We start from the raw sequence: 21,977 nt of genomic DNA, 5'->3' as shown, positions 1-21,977 counted from the left end.
TTTCAGAAGGGGTTACAGGGCGGCCAGGGCCTGGTCCAGGTCGGCCAGGAGGTCGGCGGCGTCCTCGATGCCCACGGAGAGGCGGATGAGGTCGGGGGAGACCCCGGCGGCGGCCAGCTCGGCGTCGTTCATCTGCCGGTGGGTGGTGGAGGCGGGGTGGAGGACGCAGGTCTTGGCGTCGGCCACGTGGGTGGCGATGGAGGCCAGCTTCAGCCCGGCCATGAACCTGGAGGCGGCCTCACGTCCACCCTTCACGCCGAAGGAGACCACGCCGCAGGTGCCATTGGGCATGTACTTCTGGGCCAGGGCGTGGAAGGGACTGCTCTCCAGACCGGGGTAGTTGACCCAGGCCACCTTGTCGTGGCCCTCCAGGTAGCGGGCCACCTCCAGGGCGTTGGCGCAGTGCTTGGCCATCCGCAGGGGCAGGGTCTCCAGGCCCACGTTGAGGAGGTAGGCGTTCATGGGGGCGGGGCTGGCCCCCAGGTCCCGCATGAGCTGGGCGGTGGCCTTGGTGATATAGGCGCCGCCCAGGCCGAACTTCTCGGTGTAGGTGATGCCGTGGTAGCTCTCGTCGGGGGTGGTGAGGCCGGGGAACTTGTCGGCGTGGGCGGTCCAGTCGAACTTGCCCGAGTCCACGATGGCGCCGCCCACGGCGTTGGCGTGGCCGTCCATGTACTTGGTGGTGGAGTGGGTCACAATGTCGGCACCGTGCTCAAAGGGACGGCAGTTGATGGGGGTGGGGAAGGTGTTGTCCACGATGAGGGGCACCCCGTGGGCGTGGGCGGCCTGGGCGAAGCGCTCAATGTCCAGCACGGTGAGGGCGGGGTTGGCGATGGTCTCGCCGAAGACGGCCTTGGTGTTGGGCCGGAAGGCGGCCTCCAGCTCGGCGTCGGAGCAGTTGGGGTCCACAAAGGTGAAGTCCACCCCCATGCGCTTCATGGTGACGGCGAAGAGGTTGAAGGTGCCGCCGTAGATGGCGGAGGAGGCCACCACGTGGTCGCCGCAGGAGGCGATGTTAAAGACGGCGAAGAAGTTGGCCGCCTGGCCGGAGGAGGTGAGCATGGCTGCGGTGCCGCCCTCCAGGGCGCAGATCTTGGCGGCCACGGCGTCGCTGGTGGGGTTCTGGAGCCGGGTGTAGAAGTAGCCGGCGGCCTCCAGATCGAAGAGGGCGCCCATGGCCTCGCCGGTGGCGTAGCGGAAGGTGGTGGACTGGATGATGGGGATGTTGCGGGGCTCGCCGTTGCCGGGCACGTAACCGGCGTGGAGGCAGTTGGTGCTGGGACGGTAGTCGGACATGGGTCATTCTTCCTTTCTGGAGCGGATAATTGAATTAAGACTACACGCTCCCCGGCCATTTGTCAATCAAAATTCAGGAGACCACCAGGTCGGGGTTGGGCTCCAGAGGGACGTCGGCGGCCACGCCGCCGTAATCGGGGATGGACTCCCCCTCCACCAGGAAGGCCACGGCGTCCACGTTGGGGAGCTGACAGAGGGTGTTGACGATGGCGTAGAGGGTGAGCCGGGCCTGGCTGGCCGAGGCGGGCTGATCGCTGAGGAAGGCGGCGTCAAAGTTGAGATAGCAGATGCCGCTGTCGTTGACCCACAGGTCGATGACCCGGGCCTCGCCGGAGAGGGGGGCGCGGAGGCCTTCCGTTTCGGGGCCGGCCAGGAGGGCCTGGAGAAGGACGGACTCCGGGGCGGAGCCGCTGGGCACCAGCAGCTCCCGGTGTTCCACCGCCAGTCCCCCCTCCTCCCGGAGGAAACAGAGGTCGGCGGAGAGGTAGACCGGCTCGTCCTCGGCGCTGGAGAGGACGGCGTCGCTCTCCCGGAGGAACTGGTGGTCCCGATAGGAGATGGGTTCCCCCTCCACCAGGATGGAGACGGCCTCCACCCCCTCCACCTGGCACAGGGTGAGGGCGATGCAGTAGTCGGCGATGGTCAGGTCCACCCCGGACAGCCCGCCATAGCGCTCGGACAGGTCTACCTCACACACCCCGTCGGTGAGGGTGGGGGCGGAGCGCTGGTAGACCCCGTCGGGGAAGGGGGAGCGCAGGCCGTCGCTGACGGGGCCGGAGAGAAGGCACTCCACCAGAGCGCTGAGTACGTCGGCGTCCTGGGGGAGGCGGCGGGTCTCCCACTGCACGGCGGGGCCCTGGACGGGGTTGTCGGTACCGCTGTCGGGCAGGGGGGCGGCGAAGTAGACCTCGTAGGCGCCGCTCTCCTCCTCCCCGCCCCGCACACAGCCGGTGAGCAGCAGGAGAAGGGCGCAGAGCAGGCTCAGGATACGTTTTCTCACAGCAGGTCGCCCCCTTCCTCGTCCCAGCGGGGGAAGGCTACCTGGAAACAGGTGCCCCCCTCCTCCCGGCGGCGGACGGTGACGGCGCCGCCGTGCTGACGGGCAGTGTCCCGGACGATGGACAGGCCCAGACCGGTGCCGCCGGCGGCCCGGGACCGGGCCTTGTCCACCCGGTAAAAGCGGTCGAAGATCTTGGGCAGGTCCTCGTCGGGGATGCCCACGCCGGTGTCCTCCACGGTGAGAAGGACCAGGTCCCCCATGGACCGCAGGCCCACCATGACCCGGCCGCCGTTGACGTTGTATTTTACGGCGTTCTCCATGAGGTTGAAGGCGATCTGGTAGAGGTCGTCCTCGGTGGCCTTGACCACGCAGCCGGACTGGAGGTCGGCCTCAACAGTGATGTCCCGCTCCTGGGCCAGGGGCAGGAGCATGTGCTCCACCTTCTCCACCACCGCAGCCACGTCCACCGGCAGCCGCTCCATGGGGACGGCGCTGTCCATGCGGGTGAGGGTGAGGAGCTTTTCCGAGATGCGGGTGAGGCGCTCGGCCTCCTCCCCGATGTCGGAGACGAAGTCCTTCACGGTGTCCAGGTCCATGCCGTCGGTCTGGAGGATGGAGTCGGTGAGGAGGCGGATGGAGGCCAGGGGGGTCTTGAGCTCGTGGGAGGCGTCGGAGACAAAGCGGCGGCGGACCTCCTCGGTGGTCTGGAGCCGGTCGGTGAGCTGGTTGAACTCTCCGGCCAGCTGGCTGAGCTCGTCGCTGCCCCGGATGCTCACCCGGTGGCTGTACTCGCCCTCCCGGACGATGCGGATGGCCCGCAGCAGGTCGCCGATGCGCCGGGTGAGGGCCTTGGAAAAGACCACGCTCATGATGAGCACCACCACGCAGATGACCAGGGAGATGGAGCGCAGGTTGTTCTGGATGTCGGTGAGCAGGCCCCCCTGGTCGGCGTCCCGCTCATAGAGGTAGACGCAGCCGATGGTCATGTCCCGGTAGATGACGGGGACGGCGGCCCGGCTGTGGAAGGCGCCGTCCTGGTAGGAGCAGGTTGCCACGTCGTAGCCCTTGAGGGCGGTGACCACCTCACTGAGCATGGCGTAGCGCCCCTCAGTGAAGCGGAGCTCGTCGCTGTCGTAGAGGATGAGGCCGAACTCGTCGGTGACCAGCACCCGGAATTGTCCGGTGTAGCCCAAAGGCTCCACGTAGTCCCGGACGGCCTCGCTGGTGAGGGACTCGGTGCGGGCGATAGTGTCGGCGATGACCGAGGCCTGGGACTGGAGCAGGCTGGTCTTGGACCGAAAGACCAGATCCTGGGAGACCAGCACCGGGTAGGTGTTGAGCAATATGAGCACCGCCGCGATGATGATGATGTAGGTGAGGGCGAACTTGAGCTGGATGGAGCGGCGGAAGGGAATCTTTTCCGCCCCGGTCACAGAGGCCATGGTCTCCACCTCCTTGCTTTCAGCCGTTTTTCAGGTAGTAGCCCACGCCCCACTTGGTGAGGATATACTCCGGGTTGGCCGGGTCCAGCTCCAGCTTTTCCCGGAGCCGGCGGATGTGGACGTCCACGGTGCGGTACTCCCCGGCGTACTCGTAGCCCCACACGATGTTGAGGAGGTTTTCACGGGAGTACACCCGGCCGGGGTTGCGCATGAGGAGCTCCATGAGGTCGAACTCCTTGGCGGTGAGGTCCACGGGGGTGCCGTCCCGGAAGGCGGAGCGCTCGTCGGTGTCCAGGACGATGTGGCCCTGGGAGAGCCGGGAGGCCTTCTCCTTCTGGCTGGAGGTGCCGGCCCGGCGGAGCATGGCCCGGATGCGGGCCTTGAGCTCCAGGATGTTGAAGGGCTTGGTCACATAGTCGTCGGCCCCGCACTCAAAGCCGATGATCTTGTCGGTGTCCTCACTGCGGGCGGTGAGCATGATGACGGGCACGTTGGAGAATTCCCGGATGCGCATGCAGGCCTGGAGCCCGTCGATCTTGGGCATCATCAGGTCCAGGATGATGAGGTCGAAGCCGCCGTTCCGGGCCAGCTCTACCGCCTGTTCCCCGTCGTAGCCCACCTCCACCTGGTAGCCCTCGTTCTCCAGGTTGAATTTGATGCCCTTCACCAGCACCTTTTCGTCGTCTACCACCAGGATCTTTGCCATATTGTCCTCCTATTGACGGGCGGAGCCTCACTCCACCGTGATGTAGTCGATGAGTCCCTCCAGAATGCCCTCGCCGATGCCGGGTACCCGGGTCAGGTCCTCCGGGATGCGGAAGGGGCCGTTGGCTGCCCGGTCGGCGACAATGTCGGCGGCCCGCTTCTCCCCAATGCCGGGCAGGGTCTCCAGCTCCTGGGCGGAGGCGGTGTTGATGTTCACCTTGTCCGGCGCGGCCCCTGTTTCCGGGACCGCCGTCTCGGCGGGGGCGGACGCCTCTGCTGCCGGAGAGGCCGTCTCGATCACAGCGGGCGACGCCATCTCCGAGGGCTGCGGGAGGGCTCCGGTCTCCGCCGCCGGGGAAAGGGCCTCCACCCGGTAGGGCTCCGTGCCGCTGCGGGCGCCCAGAAAGTAGCCCGCCGCCAGAAGCAGGAAGGCGGCGGTGACGGCCAGCAGAACTTTTTCCAGTGTGGAAATTTTTATGTCTACCCACCTCCAACCGATTGCACCCGACGGTCGGGTCTGATATAATATGTGCCAAAGACGTTGTGGCACAGTGGGTCACAAAAACGATTATAACATATTTGCTAGGAGTTTCCCATGAAAAAATATCGACGCAGCCTGCTCTCCCTCCTTCTGGCTCTGAGTCTGAGCCTCTCCCTGACCACCCCCTGGGCCCTGGCCTCCTCCGCATCGCCGGAGACCGAGACCCCGGCGGCCACCGAGACGCCGGAGACCACGCCGCCGGGGCCGGTGGTGGAGGAGAAGAAGCCGGTGGAGAGCCAGCTCCTCAATGACATGCACATTGAGGCCGCCGCCGCCATCCTGGTGAACGCCGACACCGGCACCGTGCTCTACGAACAGAACGCCCACGAGCAGCGCTACCCCGCCAGCATCACCAAGGTGATGACGGCTCTGCTGGCCATCGAGGCCATCGACCGGGGGGAGCTCTCCATGGACCAGGTCATCACCGTAGGGGACGAGGTGAACCGGGAGGTGGGAGACGGCAGCTCCACCCAGGATATCAAGCCGGGAGAGCAGCTCACCCTCCGGGACGTGCTCTACTGCGCCCTCATCGCCTCGGCCAATGAGGCCTGCAACGTGCTGGCCCAGGTGGTCAGCGGCGGCGTGGACGACTTTGTGGACCTGATGAACCAGCGGGCCCAGGAGCTGGGCATGGAGGACACCCACTTCGCCAACACCCACGGCTACCACAACCCGGACCACTATACCACCGCCTACGACATCTCCCTCATGTGCATGGAGGCCATGAAGCACGAGACCTTCCGCACCATCGTCACCTCCAAGAGCTACACCGTCCCGGCCACCAACATGCACGAGGCCCGGGAGCTCCACGAGACCAACGCCCTGGTGTCCACCTGGCGGATCACGGGCTACTACTACCAGTACGCCACCGGCATCAAGACCGGCTCCACCCCCGAGGCGGGCTACTGCCTGGCCTCCTCGGCCACCAAGGACGGGGTGAACCTGGTGGCCGTGGTGCTGGGGGCGGAGAACCCCATCCGGGAGGACGGCACCACCAACCGGCTCCAGTTCTCCGAGTCCAGCCGGCTGCTGGACTGGGGCTTCAACAGCTTCTCCACCAAGAAGCTGCTGGATTCCACCTACTTCGCCGGCACCATCCCGGTGAACCTCTCCCGGGAGACCGACCGCATCGGCGTCCAGGCCACCGGCGAGCTGGAGGCCATCCTGCCCAACGACCTGGACCCCGCCGACTTCCAGCTCACCCCCGTCTATGACAGCGAGAGCCTGGATGCCCCGGTGACCAAGGGTCAGGTGGTGGGCCACGTCACCATTTCCAACGGGGATACGGTGTACGGCCAGCTGGATCTGGTGGCGGTGGACGACGTGTCCCGCTCCGAGCTCCTCTACCGCCTGGACCAGATCGAGACCTTCTTCAGCCAGCTCTGGGTGCGGGTGGTGCTCATCGTGGTGGCGGTGCTCATTGTGGTGCTGCTGCTGCGCTGGCTCCTCTTCGGACGCCGCCGCCGCTACGGCGGCAGCCATCGCCGGGCCTACCACGGCAGCCGTTACAGCGGCCGCCGCAGAAGAAGATAAAAGAAAAGAAGCCCCTCCGGCCATTGGCCGGAGGGGCTTCCGTTTGTCGAAAAAGCAGAAATGCTTCCGATTTTGTGCGAGAGCCTGCCGGCAAAGCCAACAGGCTCCAAGACCGCCTTCCGGCGGTCTTGGGGCGGGTTTTACAGGCTCTGCTTGAGGGCCTGGGCCAGCTGGTCGGGGCAGGAGGTGGGCTTGAAGCCGCAGCGGATGCCCTCCAGCCGGGAAATCACGTCCTCCACCTTCATGCCGGCCACCAGATTGGAGAGGCCCTGAAGGTTGCCGTTGCAGCCGCCGGTCACCTGGAGGGACTTCACCACGCCGTCCTCCACGTCGATGAGCATGCGGCTGGAGCAGGTGCCCTTGGTCTTATAATCGATGGTCATGAAAACATCTCCTTTGCACAGTGCCTACTATGATATAACAGGTCCGCCTCCCTGTCAAATCTCTCCTGCGGCCAGAGCCTCCACCACGTGGGAAAGGAAGCGGGCGGTGGCGGGAGAGGCGGCCTGCCGGTCCCGGACGGCCAGACCGATGTCCCGGAATTGGGGCGGGTCCAGGGGCTTTACCACCACGTGGTAGGGGGTGCGCCGGAGGACCAGCTCGGTGAGCACACTCACCCCCAGGCCGCTCTCCACCATGGAGATGGCGGCGTAGTCGTCGTTGACCAGGTATTGGAGGTTGGGTTTCACGCCGCAGTGTTCAAAGATCTGGATGACCTCCCGGTCCCGGTCGTCCTCCAGCTTGATGTAGGGGTCCTGGGCGAACCGGTCCAGAGGGTAGCTCTCCGCCCCGGCCAGGGGGTGGTCGGCGGGGAGTACCGCCATGTGCCGGTCCCGGCGGAGAAAGACGGTGTCCAGCTCCAGGGCGCAGGGCAGGGAGATGAAGCCGCAGTCCACATGGCCCGAGGCCACCCAGTCCTCGATCTCCCGATACTCGATGTGGGTGAGAATCTCAAAGCGGATGGCGGGGTATTTTTCCAAAAAGGTCTTCATGAGCCGGGGCAGCCAGTGGACCGAGATGCTGTTGAAGGTGCCCACCCGGATGGTGCCCCGGGTGAGGCCGTGGAGCTCGGCGATCTCCTCCTGAAGCTCCCGCTCCGCGTTGCACACCGTTCGCAGGCAGGGCAGCAGGGCCTCCCCGGCGGCGGTAAGGGTGACTCCCGACCGCCCCCGAATGAGCAGGGCTACCCCCCATTCCTGCTCCAGGTCGGAGATGATCCGGCTCACCGCACTCTGGGTGTAGCCCAGATCCTCCGCCGCACGGGTGATGCTGCCCAGCTCCGCTGTCCGCAGCAGGGCCCGATACTTTCCCGTTTCCATGGGCACCATCCATTCTGTTTTGGAATGTGAGACATGACAAAGAGTCGTTTGCGTAATGCCTGATGTCATTGTATAATAAGGTCACAAGGAAGGCAAGAGATAGTTGCCCGGAAAGGAGTAGAGAACAATGAAAAACATGATGCGTATGGTCGAAGCCCGCGAGGAAAAGCTGCTGCAGAAGGATCTGTACTCCCTGGGCGCGCGGAAGAACTATTGGAAGGGGAGCCCCTGGCGCGCCGTCGGGGAGATGTTCCACAACGAGGGCCGGCATTGAGCCGCACCTGAGCTGCACTTCCCAACCTCCATATATTGTGCCGAGCATGAAAGGGCCCGCCGCGTATGCGGCGGGCCCTTTCATGCTGCACATGGATTCAATTTGACTCATATGGAGGAACGCCGTCACAGTTCTGTGGCACACTGCGCCAGCATCTCACGGAGCTCCTGGACCGAAGTGGAAGGGGGTGTACTGCCCAACAGGTAGCGGACCGCCTCCTGCCACTGCTCAAAGGAATATGCGTCTGGCGGAAAGTCCAGGGCCTCCTGGAGCGCCTGCCGCCGGAAGCTGTCTGTATGCAGGTCGGATAGATACAGGCAGCCCAGACGTTCTTGAAGGTTTTCCAATAATGTGAGCATAGCTGTCTCCAATTTCGACAAATTTTTTTCTCGCGCTCATAATAACATATTCTTGGCTGTCAGTAAATAATAAGTTGCTGAGAGCCGGTAACAATCCACATCAATTTACGGTAGGATAATAATTGGGGTGGACATATTGTGCCAGAAATACAGAGCGCGTTACCGGATTCTGGGGCTGCGCACAGCAGCAGTTTTCCAAGCGGCCCGGAAAGAGCTGGGCCTTTATCAGCCAGGTGGAGGCCAACAACGGCGCCGTTGTAAAAGGTATCTCTCTGAATATCCTGTTTTGTATTTCGGATGTGTTGGAGGCGTCGGTGAGCAAGTTTCTGGAGGAGATCTAGCCCGGACCCGGGCCGGAACAGAACAGAGGGCGGGGGCGCGGCCACATGCCGCGCCCCCGCCCTCTGCGGGATTATATGGATAAAGGTTCAGTTTTCCCGGCGCTGAAGCTGAAGCCGGTCGGCGATCATGGCAATGAACTCCGAGTTGGTGGGTTTGCCCTTGGCGTTGCTGACCGTATATCCGAAGTACTTCTGCAACGTCTCCAGGTCGCCCCGGTCCCAGGCCACCTCGATGGCGTGGCGGATGGCCCGCTCCACCCGGGAGGCGGTGGTGTTAAAGTGCTTGGCCACCTCCGGGTACAGGATCTTGGTCACGGCGTTGATGACCTCCATGTTCTCCACCGTCATAATAATGGCGTAGCGCAGGTATTGGTAGCCCTTGATGTGGGCGGGCACGCCGATCTCGTGGATGATGGCGGTGACCGAGCTCTCCAGGTTCTGGCGGATGCGGGCGGAGCGCTCTGCGGGGTCCTCCTCGGTTTTTGCGGCGCCGCAGAGCAGCCGCACCCGGTCCACCACCGAGGAGAGTTTGCAGGGCTTCATCTGGCAGTAGCTGGCCCCCTTGGCCAGGGCCGCCTCCGCCGTGCTTCCCCGGACCAGGGCCGAGAGCACCAGCACCGGAGGCTTCTCAGGCCCATTCAGGGCATCCAGTACGTCCAGACCGTCCATTTGGGTCAGCATCAAATCCATAATCAAAAGATCCGGGGACAGACGGCGGCACAGCTCCACGGCCTCCTCCCCGTCACCGGTCTCCCCCACGATCTCAAAGTCAGGCTCGTTCAGCAGGGTCTCCCGCAGCAGGTCCCGGAAGACGTCGTCCGCGTCGGCCAAAAGAATGCGCTTTTTGCTGTCCATGTCCAAATTCCCCTTCCACAGAGGCACGGCGGCCCCTGCCTTTGTTCCGTAACCATAATTTACCACAAATTGACAGCGGACGCAACCCTTTTTTACCAGAATATTCCAAACAAGTTTCGACCGGTTTTGTTGGGGGCGGAGCTGTCAAGGGGAAAACGCCGGGGAGCACGCCCGGAGGCCCGGTCCGGTAGGCGTCCTCTCTACCTTATTATTTATAACGCAAAACGGCGGTTTTGTACAGAAAAACCGCCGCTTTTTTGGGCGCGGCGGAGGCGGGTGCGCAGGACTGTCCCGGATAGAAATGATTTTTTCCCAAAAAGGGAGTGGGTGAGCGGAGAACTTTCTTCTTGGGGGTGGATCATTTTGCGGGCACCTATGCGGGATCTCATGGTACAATAGATGAAAAGAGACAGAGAATGGGGAGAGACGTCGCGCCGTGGAGGAAAGGCGTGCCAGGAAGGGGCCGTGGAGGTTCTGGAGAGGACGGTGGTGTCCGATTCTGTCCGCGGGCGGAACATGGAAATGGAGGTGGAGCCATGAACCTGGAAACGTTCCTGCGCCGTCCGGCACGGGCGGCAGACTTTGACTTCAAAGCCCTGATGGGGGATTATTATCAGTCCCACGCGGGCAGGCATACCAGGAGCCGGACCTATCCCAATATTCTTCGGGAGACGGCAAAGGTGGCCGGTGCCCGGGATCACATCCGCCGCTGGTATCTCTATCGGACGGCGGATGAGACCTATTACCCCCGAAAGTACCGGTTCGACTGCGACAGCTCCAACGGGACGTGCGGCCTGACCGACGAGATCTACGGCGCCCTCTGGGGAGACCTGGCTGCAAGCGGCCGGTTTGGCGGGGACACCATGCACTCCTTTGCCTACCCCTTCAACGCCTTCTCTGGGACGCGGGGGTTTCGGACTGGTTATGAGCGCTACCGGACAGATCGGGAGTTTCGGGACCGGGCCCGGGAGGCGCTGGGGGAGTATGCCCGCCGGGTGGGCTGTGTGGGAAACTTCGTGCTGGTTCCCCTGGGGTACAATAGGGCCCGGGGTTTTTCCACGGCGCTGGCCGACTACTGGGACCTGTCCCTGGACGCCCTGAAGCGGGACAAAGACGGAAAGGGCTGGTTGAAGAAGGCGGGCCTGCCCTTCGGGCGGTATATCAACCGCCTCTTTCTCTGGGAGGATGTGGAGCCGGACGGGACCGGCGGATACCGGGTGCGTCCCCTGTTTCCGGGGCATGGGGGCCTGATGGGCGGAGGCCGCCCCCGCAGTCCGGGGCATGTGCGCCCCACCGCTCAGGAGGTGGAGCCCTTCGTCCGCAGCGCCAACAGCTGCATCCGACGCCGGAGTGTGTTCACGGTGGCCATGCTCCGTATCGCCCGGGCCGCGCCGGCAGACTATGCCCGGCTGGTGGAAGCGGTCTTTGACACGGACCGGTGCCTGGGCACCACGGAACAGGTGGTGGAACGGCTGAGGGCGGTGGAGGGGCTCTCGAAAAAGACCGGCAGGATCCTGGGCGGACTGGCCCTTCCCGCCGGGGCGGCAAACATCCGAAAGAGAGGGCAGCACGCAAAATGAGATGCGGGAGAAACGGGTAAACGGGGTGGTGTCCCATGTTCCCGTGCAGTCGGAAATTGTTTGAACAAGGGCCTGCCCGGGCGGTCATCTGACCGCCCGGGCAGGCCCTTGCTGTGACAGAAAAGCGTTTATACGCTGGCCTGAGCGGTGTTCAGCATGGTCTCGGCCAGAATGCCGTACCCCTGGGTGGGGTCGTTGACCAGCACGTGGGTGACAGCGCCCACCAGCCGCCCGTCCTGGAGGATGGGGCTGCCGCTCATGCCCTGGACGATGCCGCCGGTGGCCTCCAGCAGCTCCGGGTCGGTGACCTTCACCATCAGGTCCCGGGTGTCATGGCTGCCCGCGGGGAAGACCCGGACGATCTCCACGTCATAGGATTTGACCTCCTCCCCGGCGATATTGGAGAGGATGGTGGCGGGGCCTACCTTCACCTGGCTCCGGAGGGCGGTGGGGATGGCCTCACCGGCGGGGACCAGGGAGGTGTCCTCCAGAGTGCCGAAGATGCCGCCGGGGGTGTTGGCCCACAGCTCGCCCAGATCGCGGTCGGTCTGGAAGGTGCCGTGGAGCTCACCGGGGTCGCCGGCGGCCCCCTTTTTCACGTCGGAGACGGATGCGGACAGGATGGCCCCCGATTCCAGGGGCATGAGGAGGGCGGTGTCCACATCGTTGATGCCGTGGCCCAGGGCGCCGAAAAGACCGGTGGAGGGCTCATAGAAGGTCATGGTTCCGATGCCGGCCATGGAGTCCCGAATCCACGCCCCCAGGCGGTAGGTGCCGTCGGTGCAGGCGGTGGCCTGGGCGGTAAACTGCACCTGCTCCTCATCCCGGATGGCCCGGATGCTCATCTGATCTCCCTCCAGCTTCTGGAGCACCGTACGGACCTCCTCGATGGTGTCCACCTGGGTGTTGTTGATGTGGGTAATGATGTCGCCCTGGCGGAGCCCGCAGGAGCGCGCCGGGGAGCACTCCCCTGCCTGACCCGTTACGTCGGAGAGCCCCACCACCAGCACGCCGTCGGAAAAGAGCTTGATGCCCACCGCCCGGCCCATGGGGACCACCATGTGGCTGCCCTCCGCAGCGGCCATGGCGGGCAGGGCCTCCGCGGCGGCGGGCCGGATGCCCAGGCCCAGCAGCACCATGGCCATGGCCGCCACCAAAACCAGGCCCCGCAGCAGGAGAGCGCCGGTCCATGGCCGCCCCTGTTCTTCTTCTCTCATAAAACCACCCCTTTTGCAAAAAATAACGCCGACGGCGATCAAAAAACCGCCGTCAGAACTAATATGGCCGCCCCGGGCAGGAAAAACGCCGCCCCGGGGCTGGCAATGAAACACACCTTTGGCATGGGAAGAGGTGGAAAGCACCGAATGACGGGGGACGGCGGCGGCGGCCACGGCGGTTTTTACCGGTTTTTCAGAAAAAAGGCGGACGGGTTCATAAACGGGCTTTGGGCGCATACCATATCTCAGAAGGCCGTCCCACTCGGGCGGCTGCGGGAGGGAGAGATGGCATATGCCCAAGCTGTCAAAGGGGCTGCTGGCCACCTTTGTAGTGACCACGCTGGCGGGCGCCTGTCTGCATTTTTTGTATACGCTGCTGCCCAATCCGGTGACGGCGCTGCTCGCGCCGGTGAACGAGAGCCTGTGGGAGCACCTGAAGATCCTGGTCTGGCCCTATCTGGCCGCCATGCTCCTGCTCACTCGGAACGGCCCGCCCGGGTGCCGCACCCCCTGGCTGCTGACGGCGCCGGTGCTCTCGGCGGCTATGCTGGGCCTCGGCTGGCTCTACCACATGACCCTGGGCGGCGAGGCCCTGGCGGTGGACATCGGACTCTACGTGGTGCTCATGGCGGTGGGTTTCCTGCTGCCGGAGGTCCTGGACGGCGCCTCGGAGTACCCTCTTTTGGGGACCCTGTCGGTTCTGGTCGTGCTGGCCCTGGCCGCAGCCATGGTCATTTTCACATTTTTACCTCCGGATCATCCCCTGTTTCTGGATCTCTCCGGCGTCAACACCTGGAGCACCATCCCGTACTGACCACACCGGAAAAGACGCTCGCCTTGTTTTTTGCAAAAATACCCCTTTACAAACCAGGGAAAGGTTGTTATAATAATTAGGCACTTAAAAAGGTGCACAGGTACGCGCCTGTAGCGCAATTGGATAGAGCGTCAGATTCCGGTTCTGAAGGCTGGGGGTTCGAGTCCCTTCAGGCGTACCACGTGGTCGCAAAGTTTTCTTTGCGACCACGTTTTTTTATGCTCATAGCAAAAAAGACGTCATCTGCCCTCTTTCCTGCTCCTCCTTTCCAAATTGAACCCGCTTCGTTGGGCTTCGCTTTGGTTTCGGGTGCAAACCTGTAAGTTGCGCATCTATACTGTTGTGATGTTCCCAAAAAGAAAGACATCTGCTTTTGGCAGATGTCTTTCTTTTTGGGGCTCCGGCCACCGGAGACGGACTGTACTCTCCGGTACCGTGTATACAACAATTGGTTGCTCTTATTGAACTACAATAGTATATAAATCTGGATGTACTGGATTAGATTTTATTTATAGCCCTACAATCATAGCAATTTCGACCAAATATTTTTCATCAGTTGGAGGGGCAATTACCGTATATCGGGCGGGTGCAAGGTTGAGTTTACCACCAAAATATTTTGCATAGGCAGCATTCATCCCTGAAAAATCTGCTTGATTGCGGATAAAACACTGGCACATAAGTACATTATCTAAAGAACTGCCAGCAGCTTCAATTAATTTTTTTGCATTTTGGATTGCCAATTCTGTTTGTGCTTCAATACCTGCGGGAACATTGCCGGATTCATCCTCACCTACCTGACCGGCAACATACAACGTGTTGCCGTACCGGATAGCAGGTGAATAGTGGGTAGGAAGCATTGCGCCGGGTTGTATAACACGTTCCTTTTTCATAGATATTCTCCTTTTAAGACCGTTACAGCGGCAGCTGGCCTTCGTAGACACGGCTGCCGCTGTGCGGTTCATCTGATATTTGGATGGGACAGTCAGACTTTTTTACATTTGCAGGCCGCATCATGAGCATCAATGAGACGTTTTCCGGTGGGCGTAAGGCAGCAGCCGCTGCAACACATGCCGAGTTCTCTGGTGATGTCATTTCCGACTCGTACCATGACTCTGCTCATCTCATCCAGAGGAATTACAACCTCAAAACCGGCGCAGACGGCCTCAGCGGATGCTGCAGCCACGGATACGCCAGCAATATTCCGTGCTAAACAGGGAACTTGAACAAGACCTGCGACCGGGTCACAGATAAGTCCTAAGAAGCACTGGAGACTCATGGCGGCTGCATCACATGCCTGCTGTGCGGTGCCACCCATCAGCTGGACTAGTCCACCGGCTGCCATAGCGGTACCACAGGCGATCTCAGCCTGACATCCGTGGGTACCGCCGGCAAATTCGTTGCCGTCCACCATCATCAGTACTCCAATTAGTCCCGCGCACATCAAAGCCTCATACAGAGCATCTGGAGAGGCATTCATTCGATCGGCAGCGGAGAGAAGCAGACCAGGAACGATACCAGAGGAACCACCAGTAGGCACGCAGACGATTTTTCCAGAGGCGTTACTGTGTTCCATGATACCAAGCGCGCTGGGGATAGCATCATCCAATAGTCCCAGGGATGGCATATTCCCATGTCCCACAGCCCCCTGAAGTTTGAATGCCTTGGGGGTCACAATACCTTCAAAGGTTAGGTCCGAACGAAATCCGTCGGTGCGGGAGTCCTTCATGATCCCAATCAGCATATCGCCGTAACGGCGAACCTCTTCTTCGCTCCAGCCGCTGACTGCTACTTCGTAGTCAATGGCGGCCTTTGCAGGGGAACAGTTGTGCGCGGCACAGTAAGCCACCAACTCGTCCGGAGAGGTAAACGGGGGTTTACGGGTAATATCATTGATAACAGGGTGAATAGGAGCGACCACTCGTACCCGGGATACATCCGCTCTGGCCTCTAGGGCGGACAGAAGCTCGGCGGAGTATGGTTCAGCGGACTTTGCATTCACAACAGAGTAATGGGAACCGGTAATGCAACGGATGTCATTGAGTTTTACGATCTCAGACTTCAACGCATCCTCCACTAGCTTGGCGTTAGAATCGGAGGGCTCCTTCAGGAAGACAACCAGTTCATAGTTCATGCCTTGGATGTCCATGGGACAGTCATCAATATAGTGGATTAGGAAAGCACCGCCGCCGATCGATTCTCCGATGACAACAAGTTCATCCCCATTATGGGCGGTCATGCGGATCCGAACCGTTTCCATACCACCGACAGTCAGGTCATCTACCTCCGCAAAGGTGACATCCATGCCTGCGGCCTTTGCATTGTCGTAGGCATTGATAAAGTCCGGAACATTTTGTTCTCTGCCCAACAGGCCGTTGATAAAGGCAATGTCGCTGCGCATGCCATAAAGAGTGTTGGGGAACGCTCCCTTAGTATAGTACTCGATGATGGCCTTTGCCGGGACTTCGCCAAGAAGTTGTTGACAAACAAGACCGATCCGCACGGGACCGCAGGTATTGGAACTGGAAGGACCTGGCGTAATAGGGGCCAGAGCATGATTAAAAATCGTGTGGAGTTCTTTCATCATTTTGCCTCCTTTGAGCGTTACATGTAACCGAGAATACGAGGCAGGAACTCGGAGAAGCCGGTCCAGTAAGTCGTGATGATCAGGGTGGGCAGCCATGCACATAGAATCAGAATCAAAGTGGGCTTGAGCATATTCTTTACCTCGGCACCGGTAATGCGACCGGACAGATAAAGAAGGGGAGCAGTGGGAGGAGTGATGTTGCCCATGCCGATGTTAACGCCCAGAATGGCGGCAAAATGGAATACGCTGATACCCAGAGAATTCATGATGGGCCACAGAATGGGGGTGAGCAGGGTAGTATTGGAACAGTCGTCCATGAGCATGCCCATGATCACCATAAAGACGTTGATCATCAGCAGAATGACGATCTTGTTGCTGGAGATAGAGGTCAGGACGCCCAGGATGAGATCCGGCAGGTTCTCCGTGATGTAGAGACGGCTCAGGATCTGCACCGAGAGCATCATACACATGATGACACCAGCGGTCTTGCCCGCGTCGATCATGGCCACGCGGTAGCTCTCCCAATTGATTTTCTTGTAGTAGAAAATGCCGATGGGGATGGCGTACACCACGGACAGAGCGGCGGCCTCAGTGGCGGTCAGGAAGCCGCCATAGATGCTGCCCAGAATGATAACAGGCATCATCAAAGCGGGAATGGCACTTTCGCCAGACTTCTTCTTTTTGCCCTTCATATCGGCCTTGGCAGCCTTCTCGGCGGCAGCCTGAGCCTTCAGTGCCTCCTGCTGTTTTGCCTGCTCAATGATGGTGTCGGCGACACTGACGCCGCTGCGCTTGAAGAGAAAAGTCTGTGTGATGCTCAACAGGATAACCAGCAGGATTCCAGGGAGAACGGTGGCCACAAAACAGCCCAGAACAGAGACGTTTGCAGCCCAGGCAAAGAGAATCATAATCATACTGGGAGGGATCAAGATACCTAATACGCCGGAGGACGCCACCAGAGCGCCGATGAGACCGTCGGAATATCCGTTTTCCCGCAGACGGGGAGCCATGATGGAGCCGATGCAGGATACGGTAGCAGAGGAGGAGCCGGAGACAGCGCCAAATACAGCGCAAGCCACGACTGTGACCACACCCAAGCTGCTCTTGGACTTGCCCAGCCTGGACCTAGAGACAGAATCCACCAACTTCTCGCCCAGTCCGCCGTTGTTCATCAGAGAGCCGGCCAGCACAAACAGAGGAATGGTGAGTAGAAGGACAGAGTTAATTTTATTGTAACCGTTAATCAGTAACATCTGGGGATCAACGCCTGTACCAAAAGCAATCACCACAGAGGAGATAAGAAAGGCCAGCGGGACAGGGACACCGATGACCATGACAACGATCAGAGCCAACAGAGCAGGAACGACCAGCATAATTTATTTACCCCCCTCGCTTTGAGTTTCAGCATCAGTGTTTCCGATTGTCTTAATGTTCCGAACCAGGTCCCGGATGAGGTAAAGGGTCCATACACCAAAGCAGAACAGAATGGGAATGGTGCTGATGATGACAGGGAGCTTGTACACCGAGGACTTAGCGCCCATAGTGGCCTGCCAGGTAACGTAATTGAAGCACCAGACAGTAAAAACAGAACATATGGCAATACTGATGGCATTTTTGATCAGATTTACAATAGCGCGAACTTTGGGGTTGGTGGTAAACAAGGACACCATATCCGCGCTGATGTGTGTGTCGTCACGAGAGGCGCAGGCCGCACCGATAAAGTAAAGCCAAAAAGCGACAAACATTGTTAGTTCTTCGGAGCCGAACCAGTCAACTCGTAAGAATCGAAAAATTGCATTTGCCAAAATCATGACACCTACGGCGGTGCCAGTGATAATGAGAATCCAGCCTTCCACTATCTCTAAAAGGCCATCGACTTTTTTTAAAATATTCAAAATAATTCCCTTCCTTTCTCAAATGGCGCTGTGCCGTGTTTTGCGGCACAGCGCCAAAAAATGACGAGACCGATGGTAGTGAGATGGTAAGGGACTTAAGACACGGCTTCCAGGAGCTGATCCATCCAGCCGTCAGGATAGTTCTTGCCCAGCTCAGGCCAGACATTGGCGCGGCAGCTCTCGGCGAAGGCGGCCAGCTCCTCGTCGGTAAAGGTGTGAACGTTAACACCCTCAGCAGCCAGTTTCTCCATGGCGTCGTTGCAGGCATTTTCGGCTTCTTCCGCGGCCTTGACACAGATGTCATCGATAATCCCGGTGATAATCTCCTGGTCCTCGGGGGAGATCTTGTCCCAGGTCTTCTGGCTAATGAGGATCATCGTGGCCTCCTGGTTGTAACGATATTCATAGTAATCGGTGATAATGTCGCGGAAGCTCAGATAGTTGATCTGCGCAGTGCCGCCTGCCAGGCCAGACACAACACCAGTCTGCATGGCGGAGTAAGTATCAGAGTAAGGCATGGAGGAAATGCGGAATCCCAGATCCATCATCTCCAGCTGATACACATCCAGCATGGGAGAGCGGATGATGCAACCCTTCTCGGCGCCGGGTACATTGGCATTCTCCAACGGCTGCATAACGCCAATGCCGTTAAAGCCCTCACAGAACACGCCACCCAGGTGGATACCAACACCATTCAGTGCGTCTTCCAGCTCATTGCGGAGGAAAGAACCTTCAGAATAGAGCTCCAGCAGGGTCTCATAGTCAAAAGCCAGATAGGGGATCATGGTAGCAGAAGTGCGGGAGTCATAGGCCTCGGAAGCGGTAATGTGAGCAATGTCCAAAGAGCCGACCATCAGCTCATCAAACTGGTTGAGGTAATCACCAAGAGCGCTATCAGAGTAAAGCTCAACGGTAATGCGTCCGTCGGTCTCTTCAGCAATGCGATCGCACATCTCCTGGTCCAGTTTGGTCGCCACAGAATCGCCAGCCTGCTGGTTACCCATCCGCAAAGTGAGGGTCTCGCCACTGGAAGAGGAACTATCAGAATTTGCAGAATCAGAGGGGGAAGAAGAGTCGGTACCACCGCCGCATGCGGCAAGAGAAGCTGTCATAGAGAGAGTCAGGAGCAGAGAGACCAATCTTGTAGCGTTCTTTTTCATGTTCATTCTCCTTCTTTTTCAATTTGCAAATAGTAACTGACCAGGATCATATACGCATCATTATTCCGACAGCCCACCTTTTTTATATCTCGTTGCATCTCTAAATACAGTTGTAGGCAAGAGCTGCCATATAAAAGAGAAATAACGAGTGGTGTTCCTCCTTCCTTTCTAAATTTAGGGGGCTCAATGTAAATATCATTCAGCTATAAAGGGGAGCCCCATGTGGGCGTCGACTTGGAGTTTTACAAGCTTTAATGTGTTTTCTATCATGTTATCAAAATGCCCACATGCAGCATCCGGGTCCCCCGAAATAATACCATCTACGTAATAGTAATGTTCCTGGTTTAGTATCTTATCGATATCAGAGTAAATGAGACCCAGGAGATAGTGGACCCGTTGTTCAAAAAAGCGCAATGGGGTTAGCGCTCTGACCGCATAGGGATTTTTACAGCACTCATCAATGAGCGTATGAATACTGCGGTCAATACGATAGAGAGCCAAACGGTCTCCCTTCTTAGCCACAGAAATAAAGTCATCATTTAGTCTTGCTAGCCGCTCACGCTGATCCTTTGGGATTAACTTGCAGGCACGTCGTGTCACCATGAACTCCAATGTGGTTCGTACCTCTGTCTGTAAGAAGTAATCCTCGAGGCGGAGCTCGCGGACTTGGATGCCCAACCGTGGAATCGTCTCAATAATAGAGTCAAATTCTAAGAGCTTCAGCGCATCCCGAAGAGGAGTGCGGCCAATTTGCAGCATTTGGGTCAGCTCCATCTCCGTATATATATTCTTTTGGGGGAGTTCATCTAAGGCAATCATTTCCAGAAGAATATCATAAGTCCGCTGAGACTGAGTTTGATAAGGCAGGTTTTTATAGTAGGAAATGATTTCAGCGCTTCTGTCGTCCATATAGCCCGTTGTCCCCTTCCAAAGGTTGATATATTATAAATATATCTTAAACACATTTATATTTTATTCATAGTATTCTGTTTAGTCAATATATAAAACGACAAAATAATTGAGATTATTTTATACAAAATACATAAAACAAAGGGGAAGGTGTCTGCTGTGCCGAGTAGTCTTCAATATTTGCGATCTGCTTGTGGAACGATCATATGTGGTCTTTTGACACAAGAGGGTGCAACTAGCTATAAAACTTAAAGAAGAGAATGGGCTGTGCTCTCAAAACTTTATTCACGTACGTATAAGTAAACCGCTAAGTATCGTTTGTCTTCCATCGCATACATTTTTTATATACCCCTATGACAGCAATCAGCAGATATCAGCCCTTCGTTCTGTCCACGGCCACCTGAGACGGACTTTTCTTTTGGTTTTGACCGCGGAAAACGGCCTGCACACTTGCGGCTTTGGGTCCCAGGGGTTATAATATAAGGTACTGTGTAACACCACTAATGACGCTGAGAGGGGAATCAACCCAATGGAACGCACAAAGATCGCACAGATTTTCGCCGACCAGGAGCACTTCGGTGGTCAGGAGGTCACGGTCTGCGGCTGGGCCCGCACCATCCGCGACATGAAGACCTTCGGCTTCATCGAGCTCAACGACGGCTCCTGCTTCAAGAATCTTCAGGTGGTCATGGACGCCAACTCCCTGGCCAACTATAAGGAGATTGCCGGGCAGAACGTGGGCGCCGCCCTGTCGGTCACCGGCACCGTGGTCCTGACCCCGGAGGCCAAGCAGCCCCTGGAGATCAAGGCCGCCGCCATCGCCGTGGAGGGCCCCTCCACCCCCGACTACCCCCTGCAGAAGAAGCGCCACACCGTGGAGTATCTGCGGACCATCCAGCACCTGCGGCCCCGGACCAACCTGCTCTCCGCCACCTTCCGGGTGCGGAGCGTGGCCGCCTACGCCATCCACACCTTCTTCCAGAGCCGGGGCTTCGTGTACGTCCACACCCCCATCATCACCGCCTCCGACTGCGAGGGCGCCGGCGAGATGTTCCGGGTGACCACCCTGGACCTGGAGAACGTGCCCAAGAATCCCGACGGCACCGTGGACTACACCCAGGACTTCTTCGGCAAGAGCGCCAACCTTACCGTGTCCGGCCAGCTCAACGCCGAGAACTTCGCCATGGCCTTCGGCGACGTCTACACCTTCGGCCCCACCTTCCGGGCGGAGAAGTCCAACACCACCCGCCACGCCGCCGAGTTCTGGATGATCGAGCCCGAGATGGCCTTCTGCGACCTGAAGGGCGACATGGACGTGGCTGAGGCCATGATCAAGTTCATCATCACCACCGTGCTGGAGAAGTGCCCCGACGAGATCAACTTCTTCAACTCCTTCGTGGACAAGGGCCTGAAGGAGCGGCTGGAGCACGTAGCCTCCTCCGATTTCGGCCGGGTGAGCTACACCGAGGCAGTGGAGATTCTTAAGAAGAACAACGACAAGTTCGACTACAAGGTGGACTGGGGCAGCGACCTCCAGACCGAGCACGAGCGCTACCTCACCGAGCAGGTCTATAAGAAGCCGGTCTTTGTCACCGACTACCCCAAGGACATCAAGGCCTTCTACATGCGCCTCAACGACGACGGCAAGACCGTGGCCGCCGCCGACTGCCTGGTGCCCGGTATCGGCGAGATCATCGGCGGCTCCCAGCGTGAGGAGCGGCTGGACGTGCTGGAGAACCGCATCAAGGAGCTGGGCATGGACCCCAAGGACTACTGGTGGTACCTGGACCTGCGCCGCTATGGTGGGTGCAAGCACGCCGGCTTCGGCCTGGGCTTCGAGCGGATGGTCATGTACCTCACCGGCGTGGGCAACATCCGCGACGTCCTGCCTCACCCGCGTACCGTGGGCAGCGCCGACTTCTAAGGAGAAGAAATAGGCGTCAGACCGGCTGAGCCTGCCCCGGGCAGGACGTCGGGGGCCCCATCGAAGATGGGGCGGCGCGTCAGCGCCGTACAAGGTCCCGTGCCGCTGGCACGGGACCTTGCCGCAGGCGGGCTTCACTCCCGCCGAGGAAGTGAAGTCCAATGGGGTCCCCGGACGACGGGAGATCGTCTGGGGCCTGCCCCATCCGCGTACCGTGGGCAGCGCCGAC

Annotated in this window: 21 protein-coding genes and 1 tRNA gene; 6 read left to right on the top strand and 16 right to left on the bottom strand. The window is 59.5% G+C overall.

The window, feature by feature from the left end; genetic code table 11:
- Nucleotides 1-12: 12 nt before the first annotated feature.
- The 5 genes from Q0K15_RS04820 to Q0K15_RS04800 form a co-directional block, all read right to left on the bottom strand.
- Complete coding sequence (locus Q0K15_RS04820) at nucleotides 13-1,296, bottom strand: O-acetylhomoserine aminocarboxypropyltransferase/cysteine synthase family protein (protein ID WP_294513073.1); 1,284 nt, start codon at nucleotides 1,294-1,296, stop codon at nucleotides 13-15.
- 73 nt (nucleotides 1,297-1,369) lie between these two features.
- A complete protein-coding gene (locus Q0K15_RS04815; RefSeq protein WP_294513070.1) occupies nucleotides 1,370-2,296 on the bottom strand; it encodes a GerMN domain-containing protein in 927 nt (308 codons plus the stop codon).
- Entirely contained in the window at nucleotides 2,293-3,738 is a 1,446-nt protein-coding gene (locus Q0K15_RS04810) for a HAMP domain-containing sensor histidine kinase (RefSeq protein WP_294513066.1), read from the bottom strand. The genes Q0K15_RS04815 and Q0K15_RS04810 overlap by 4 nt, the downstream gene beginning before the upstream one ends.
- A gap of 19 nt (nucleotides 3,739-3,757) precedes the next feature.
- Nucleotides 3,758-4,444, bottom strand: a complete 687-nt coding sequence (locus Q0K15_RS04805) for a response regulator transcription factor (protein WP_294513063.1) — start codon at nucleotides 4,442-4,444, stop codon at nucleotides 3,758-3,760.
- A gap of 27 nt (nucleotides 4,445-4,471) precedes the next feature.
- Nucleotides 4,472-4,993: a ComEA family DNA-binding protein gene (locus tag Q0K15_RS04800; protein ID WP_294513058.1), complete on the bottom strand. Its 522-nt coding sequence runs from the start codon at nucleotides 4,991-4,993 to the stop codon at nucleotides 4,472-4,474.
- Nucleotides 4,994-5,038: 45 nt separating this feature from the next.
- Between Q0K15_RS04800 and Q0K15_RS04795 the strand changes: the two genes are divergently transcribed.
- Nucleotides 5,039-6,517 carry a D-alanyl-D-alanine carboxypeptidase family protein gene (locus Q0K15_RS04795; RefSeq protein WP_294513055.1) on the top strand — a complete coding sequence of 493 codons (1,479 nt, stop codon included), beginning with the start codon at nucleotides 5,039-5,041 and terminating at the stop codon, nucleotides 6,515-6,517.
- A gap of 140 nt (nucleotides 6,518-6,657) precedes the next feature.
- On the opposite strand, the gene Q0K15_RS04790 is transcribed toward Q0K15_RS04795, so the two are convergent.
- Nucleotides 6,658-6,900 (bottom strand): TIGR03905 family TSCPD domain-containing protein, encoded by a 243-nt coding sequence (locus Q0K15_RS04790; RefSeq protein WP_294513053.1) that lies wholly within the window; start codon nucleotides 6,898-6,900, stop codon nucleotides 6,658-6,660.
- 54 nt (nucleotides 6,901-6,954) lie between these two features.
- The gene (locus tag Q0K15_RS04785) at nucleotides 6,955-7,836 is read right to left on the bottom strand and encodes a LysR family transcriptional regulator (RefSeq protein WP_294513049.1); all 882 of its coding nucleotides are present in this window, start codon (nucleotides 7,834-7,836) and stop codon (nucleotides 6,955-6,957) included.
- A 127-nt stretch (nucleotides 7,837-7,963) separates the two neighbouring features.
- On the opposite strand from Q0K15_RS04785, the gene Q0K15_RS04780 reads away from it, so the two are divergent.
- A complete protein-coding gene (locus Q0K15_RS04780; protein WP_294513046.1) occupies nucleotides 7,964-8,110 on the top strand; it encodes a hypothetical protein in 147 nt (48 codons plus the stop codon).
- Between the two features lie 125 nt (nucleotides 8,111-8,235).
- On the opposite strand, the gene Q0K15_RS04775 is transcribed toward Q0K15_RS04780, so the two are convergent.
- Nucleotides 8,236-8,469: a hypothetical protein gene (locus Q0K15_RS04775; RefSeq protein WP_294513043.1), complete on the bottom strand. Its 234-nt coding sequence runs from the start codon at nucleotides 8,467-8,469 to the stop codon at nucleotides 8,236-8,238.
- 428 nt (nucleotides 8,470-8,897) lie between these two features.
- On the bottom strand, nucleotides 8,898-9,665 hold the full coding sequence (gene spo0A, locus Q0K15_RS04770) for a sporulation transcription factor Spo0A (protein WP_294513040.1): 768 nt from the start codon (nucleotides 9,663-9,665) through the stop codon (nucleotides 8,898-8,900).
- A 536-nt stretch (nucleotides 9,666-10,201) separates the two neighbouring features.
- Here spo0A and Q0K15_RS04765 point away from each other — a divergent pair.
- A complete protein-coding gene (locus tag Q0K15_RS04765; RefSeq protein ID WP_294513037.1) occupies nucleotides 10,202-11,245 on the top strand; it encodes a hypothetical protein in 1,044 nt (347 codons plus the stop codon).
- A 128-nt stretch (nucleotides 11,246-11,373) separates the two neighbouring features.
- On the opposite strand, the gene spoIVB is transcribed toward Q0K15_RS04765, so the two are convergent.
- Complete coding sequence (spoIVB, locus tag Q0K15_RS04760; RefSeq protein WP_294513034.1) at nucleotides 11,374-12,462, bottom strand: SpoIVB peptidase; 1,089 nt, start codon at nucleotides 12,460-12,462, stop codon at nucleotides 11,374-11,376.
- Between the two features lie 292 nt (nucleotides 12,463-12,754).
- On the opposite strand from spoIVB, the gene Q0K15_RS04755 reads away from it, so the two are divergent.
- Together Q0K15_RS04755 and Q0K15_RS04750 are read left to right on the top strand one after the other, a co-directional pair.
- Complete coding sequence (locus tag Q0K15_RS04755) at nucleotides 12,755-13,276, top strand: DUF6512 family protein (RefSeq protein ID WP_294513031.1); 522 nt, start codon at nucleotides 12,755-12,757, stop codon at nucleotides 13,274-13,276.
- 104 nt (nucleotides 13,277-13,380) lie between these two features.
- A tRNA-Arg gene (locus Q0K15_RS04750) sits at nucleotides 13,381-13,457 on the top strand.
- 328 nt (nucleotides 13,458-13,785) lie between these two features.
- On the opposite strand, the gene Q0K15_RS04745 is transcribed toward Q0K15_RS04750, so the two are convergent.
- The 6 genes from Q0K15_RS04745 to Q0K15_RS04720 all read right to left on the bottom strand — a co-directional run bounded on the left by Q0K15_RS04745 (nucleotide 13,786) and on the right by Q0K15_RS04720 (nucleotide 19,824).
- On the bottom strand, nucleotides 13,786-14,166 hold the full coding sequence (locus tag Q0K15_RS04745) for a RidA family protein (protein ID WP_294513028.1): 381 nt from the start codon (nucleotides 14,164-14,166) through the stop codon (nucleotides 13,786-13,788).
- 92 nt (nucleotides 14,167-14,258) lie between these two features.
- Nucleotides 14,259-15,857, bottom strand: coding sequence for an L-serine ammonia-lyase, iron-sulfur-dependent, subunit alpha (locus Q0K15_RS04740; protein ID WP_294513025.1), 1,599 nt, complete (start codon nucleotides 15,855-15,857; stop codon nucleotides 14,259-14,261).
- A 20-nt stretch (nucleotides 15,858-15,877) separates the two neighbouring features.
- Entirely contained in the window at nucleotides 15,878-17,233 is a 1,356-nt protein-coding gene (locus Q0K15_RS04735) for a TRAP transporter large permease subunit (protein ID WP_294513021.1), read from the bottom strand.
- A 3-nt stretch (nucleotides 17,234-17,236) separates the two neighbouring features.
- Nucleotides 17,237-17,755, bottom strand: a complete 519-nt coding sequence (locus tag Q0K15_RS04730; protein WP_294513018.1) for a TRAP transporter small permease subunit — start codon at nucleotides 17,753-17,755, stop codon at nucleotides 17,237-17,239.
- Between the two features lie 95 nt (nucleotides 17,756-17,850).
- Nucleotides 17,851-18,915, bottom strand: coding sequence for a TRAP transporter substrate-binding protein DctP (dctP, locus tag Q0K15_RS04725; protein WP_294513015.1), 1,065 nt, complete (start codon nucleotides 18,913-18,915; stop codon nucleotides 17,851-17,853).
- A gap of 195 nt (nucleotides 18,916-19,110) precedes the next feature.
- Nucleotides 19,111-19,824, bottom strand: a complete 714-nt coding sequence (locus tag Q0K15_RS04720; RefSeq protein WP_294513012.1) for a GntR family transcriptional regulator — start codon at nucleotides 19,822-19,824, stop codon at nucleotides 19,111-19,113.
- 529 nt (nucleotides 19,825-20,353) lie between these two features.
- Between Q0K15_RS04720 and asnS the strand changes: the two genes are divergently transcribed.
- Nucleotides 20,354-21,748, top strand: coding sequence for an asparagine--tRNA ligase (asnS, locus tag Q0K15_RS04715; RefSeq protein ID WP_294513009.1), 1,395 nt, complete (start codon nucleotides 20,354-20,356; stop codon nucleotides 21,746-21,748).
- Nucleotides 21,749-21,977 lie beyond the last annotated feature (229 nt).

This window comes from uncultured Intestinimonas sp., assembly GCF_944387245.1.
Lineage (GTDB): Bacteria > Bacillota > Clostridia > Oscillospirales > Oscillospiraceae > Intestinimonas.
Note: the sequence above shows the minus strand (reverse complement) of the source record. Positions and strands in the feature narration are given on the sequence as shown.

Bases quoted from the DNA above. Each gene is read 5' to 3' on its own strand.
- Q0K15_RS04820 (WP_294513073.1), bottom strand. From the start codon at position 1,296: ATGTCCGACTACCGTCCCAGCACCAACTGCCTCCACGCCGGTTACGTG.
- Q0K15_RS04810 (WP_294513066.1), bottom strand. From the start codon at position 3,738: ATGGCCTCTGTGACCGGGGCGGAAAAGATTCCCTTCCGCCGCTCCATC.
- Q0K15_RS04805 (WP_294513063.1), bottom strand. From the start codon at position 4,444: ATGGCAAAGATCCTGGTGGTAGACGACGAAAAGGTGCTGGTGAAGGGC.
- Q0K15_RS04795 (WP_294513055.1), top strand. From the start codon at position 5,039: ATGAAAAAATATCGACGCAGCCTGCTCTCCCTCCTTCTGGCTCTGAGT.
- Q0K15_RS04790 (WP_294513053.1), bottom strand. From the start codon at position 6,900: ATGACCATCGATTATAAGACCAAGGGCACCTGCTCCAGCCGCATGCTC.
- Q0K15_RS04785 (WP_294513049.1), bottom strand. From the start codon at position 7,836: ATGGAAACGGGAAAGTATCGGGCCCTGCTGCGGACAGCGGAGCTGGGC.
- Q0K15_RS04780 (WP_294513046.1), top strand. From the start codon at position 7,964: ATGAAAAACATGATGCGTATGGTCGAAGCCCGCGAGGAAAAGCTGCTG.
- Q0K15_RS04775 (WP_294513043.1), bottom strand. From the start codon at position 8,469: ATGCTCACATTATTGGAAAACCTTCAAGAACGTCTGGGCTGCCTGTAT.
- spo0A (WP_294513040.1), bottom strand. From the start codon at position 9,665: ATGGACAGCAAAAAGCGCATTCTTTTGGCCGACGCGGACGACGTCTTC.
- Q0K15_RS04765 (WP_294513037.1), top strand. From the start codon at position 10,202: ATGAACCTGGAAACGTTCCTGCGCCGTCCGGCACGGGCGGCAGACTTT.
- spoIVB (WP_294513034.1), bottom strand. From the start codon at position 12,462: ATGAGAGAAGAAGAACAGGGGCGGCCATGGACCGGCGCTCTCCTGCTG.
- Q0K15_RS04755 (WP_294513031.1), top strand. From the start codon at position 12,755: ATGCCCAAGCTGTCAAAGGGGCTGCTGGCCACCTTTGTAGTGACCACG.
- Q0K15_RS04745 (WP_294513028.1), bottom strand. From the start codon at position 14,166: ATGAAAAAGGAACGTGTTATACAACCCGGCGCAATGCTTCCTACCCAC.
- Q0K15_RS04740 (WP_294513025.1), bottom strand. From the start codon at position 15,857: ATGAAAGAACTCCACACGATTTTTAATCATGCTCTGGCCCCTATTACG.
- Q0K15_RS04735 (WP_294513021.1), bottom strand. From the start codon at position 17,233: ATGCTGGTCGTTCCTGCTCTGTTGGCTCTGATCGTTGTCATGGTCATC.
- dctP (WP_294513015.1), bottom strand. From the start codon at position 18,915: ATGAAAAAGAACGCTACAAGATTGGTCTCTCTGCTCCTGACTCTCTCT.
- Q0K15_RS04720 (WP_294513012.1), bottom strand. From the start codon at position 19,824: ATGGACGACAGAAGCGCTGAAATCATTTCCTACTATAAAAACCTGCCT.
- asnS (WP_294513009.1), top strand. From the start codon at position 20,354: ATGGAACGCACAAAGATCGCACAGATTTTCGCCGACCAGGAGCACTTC.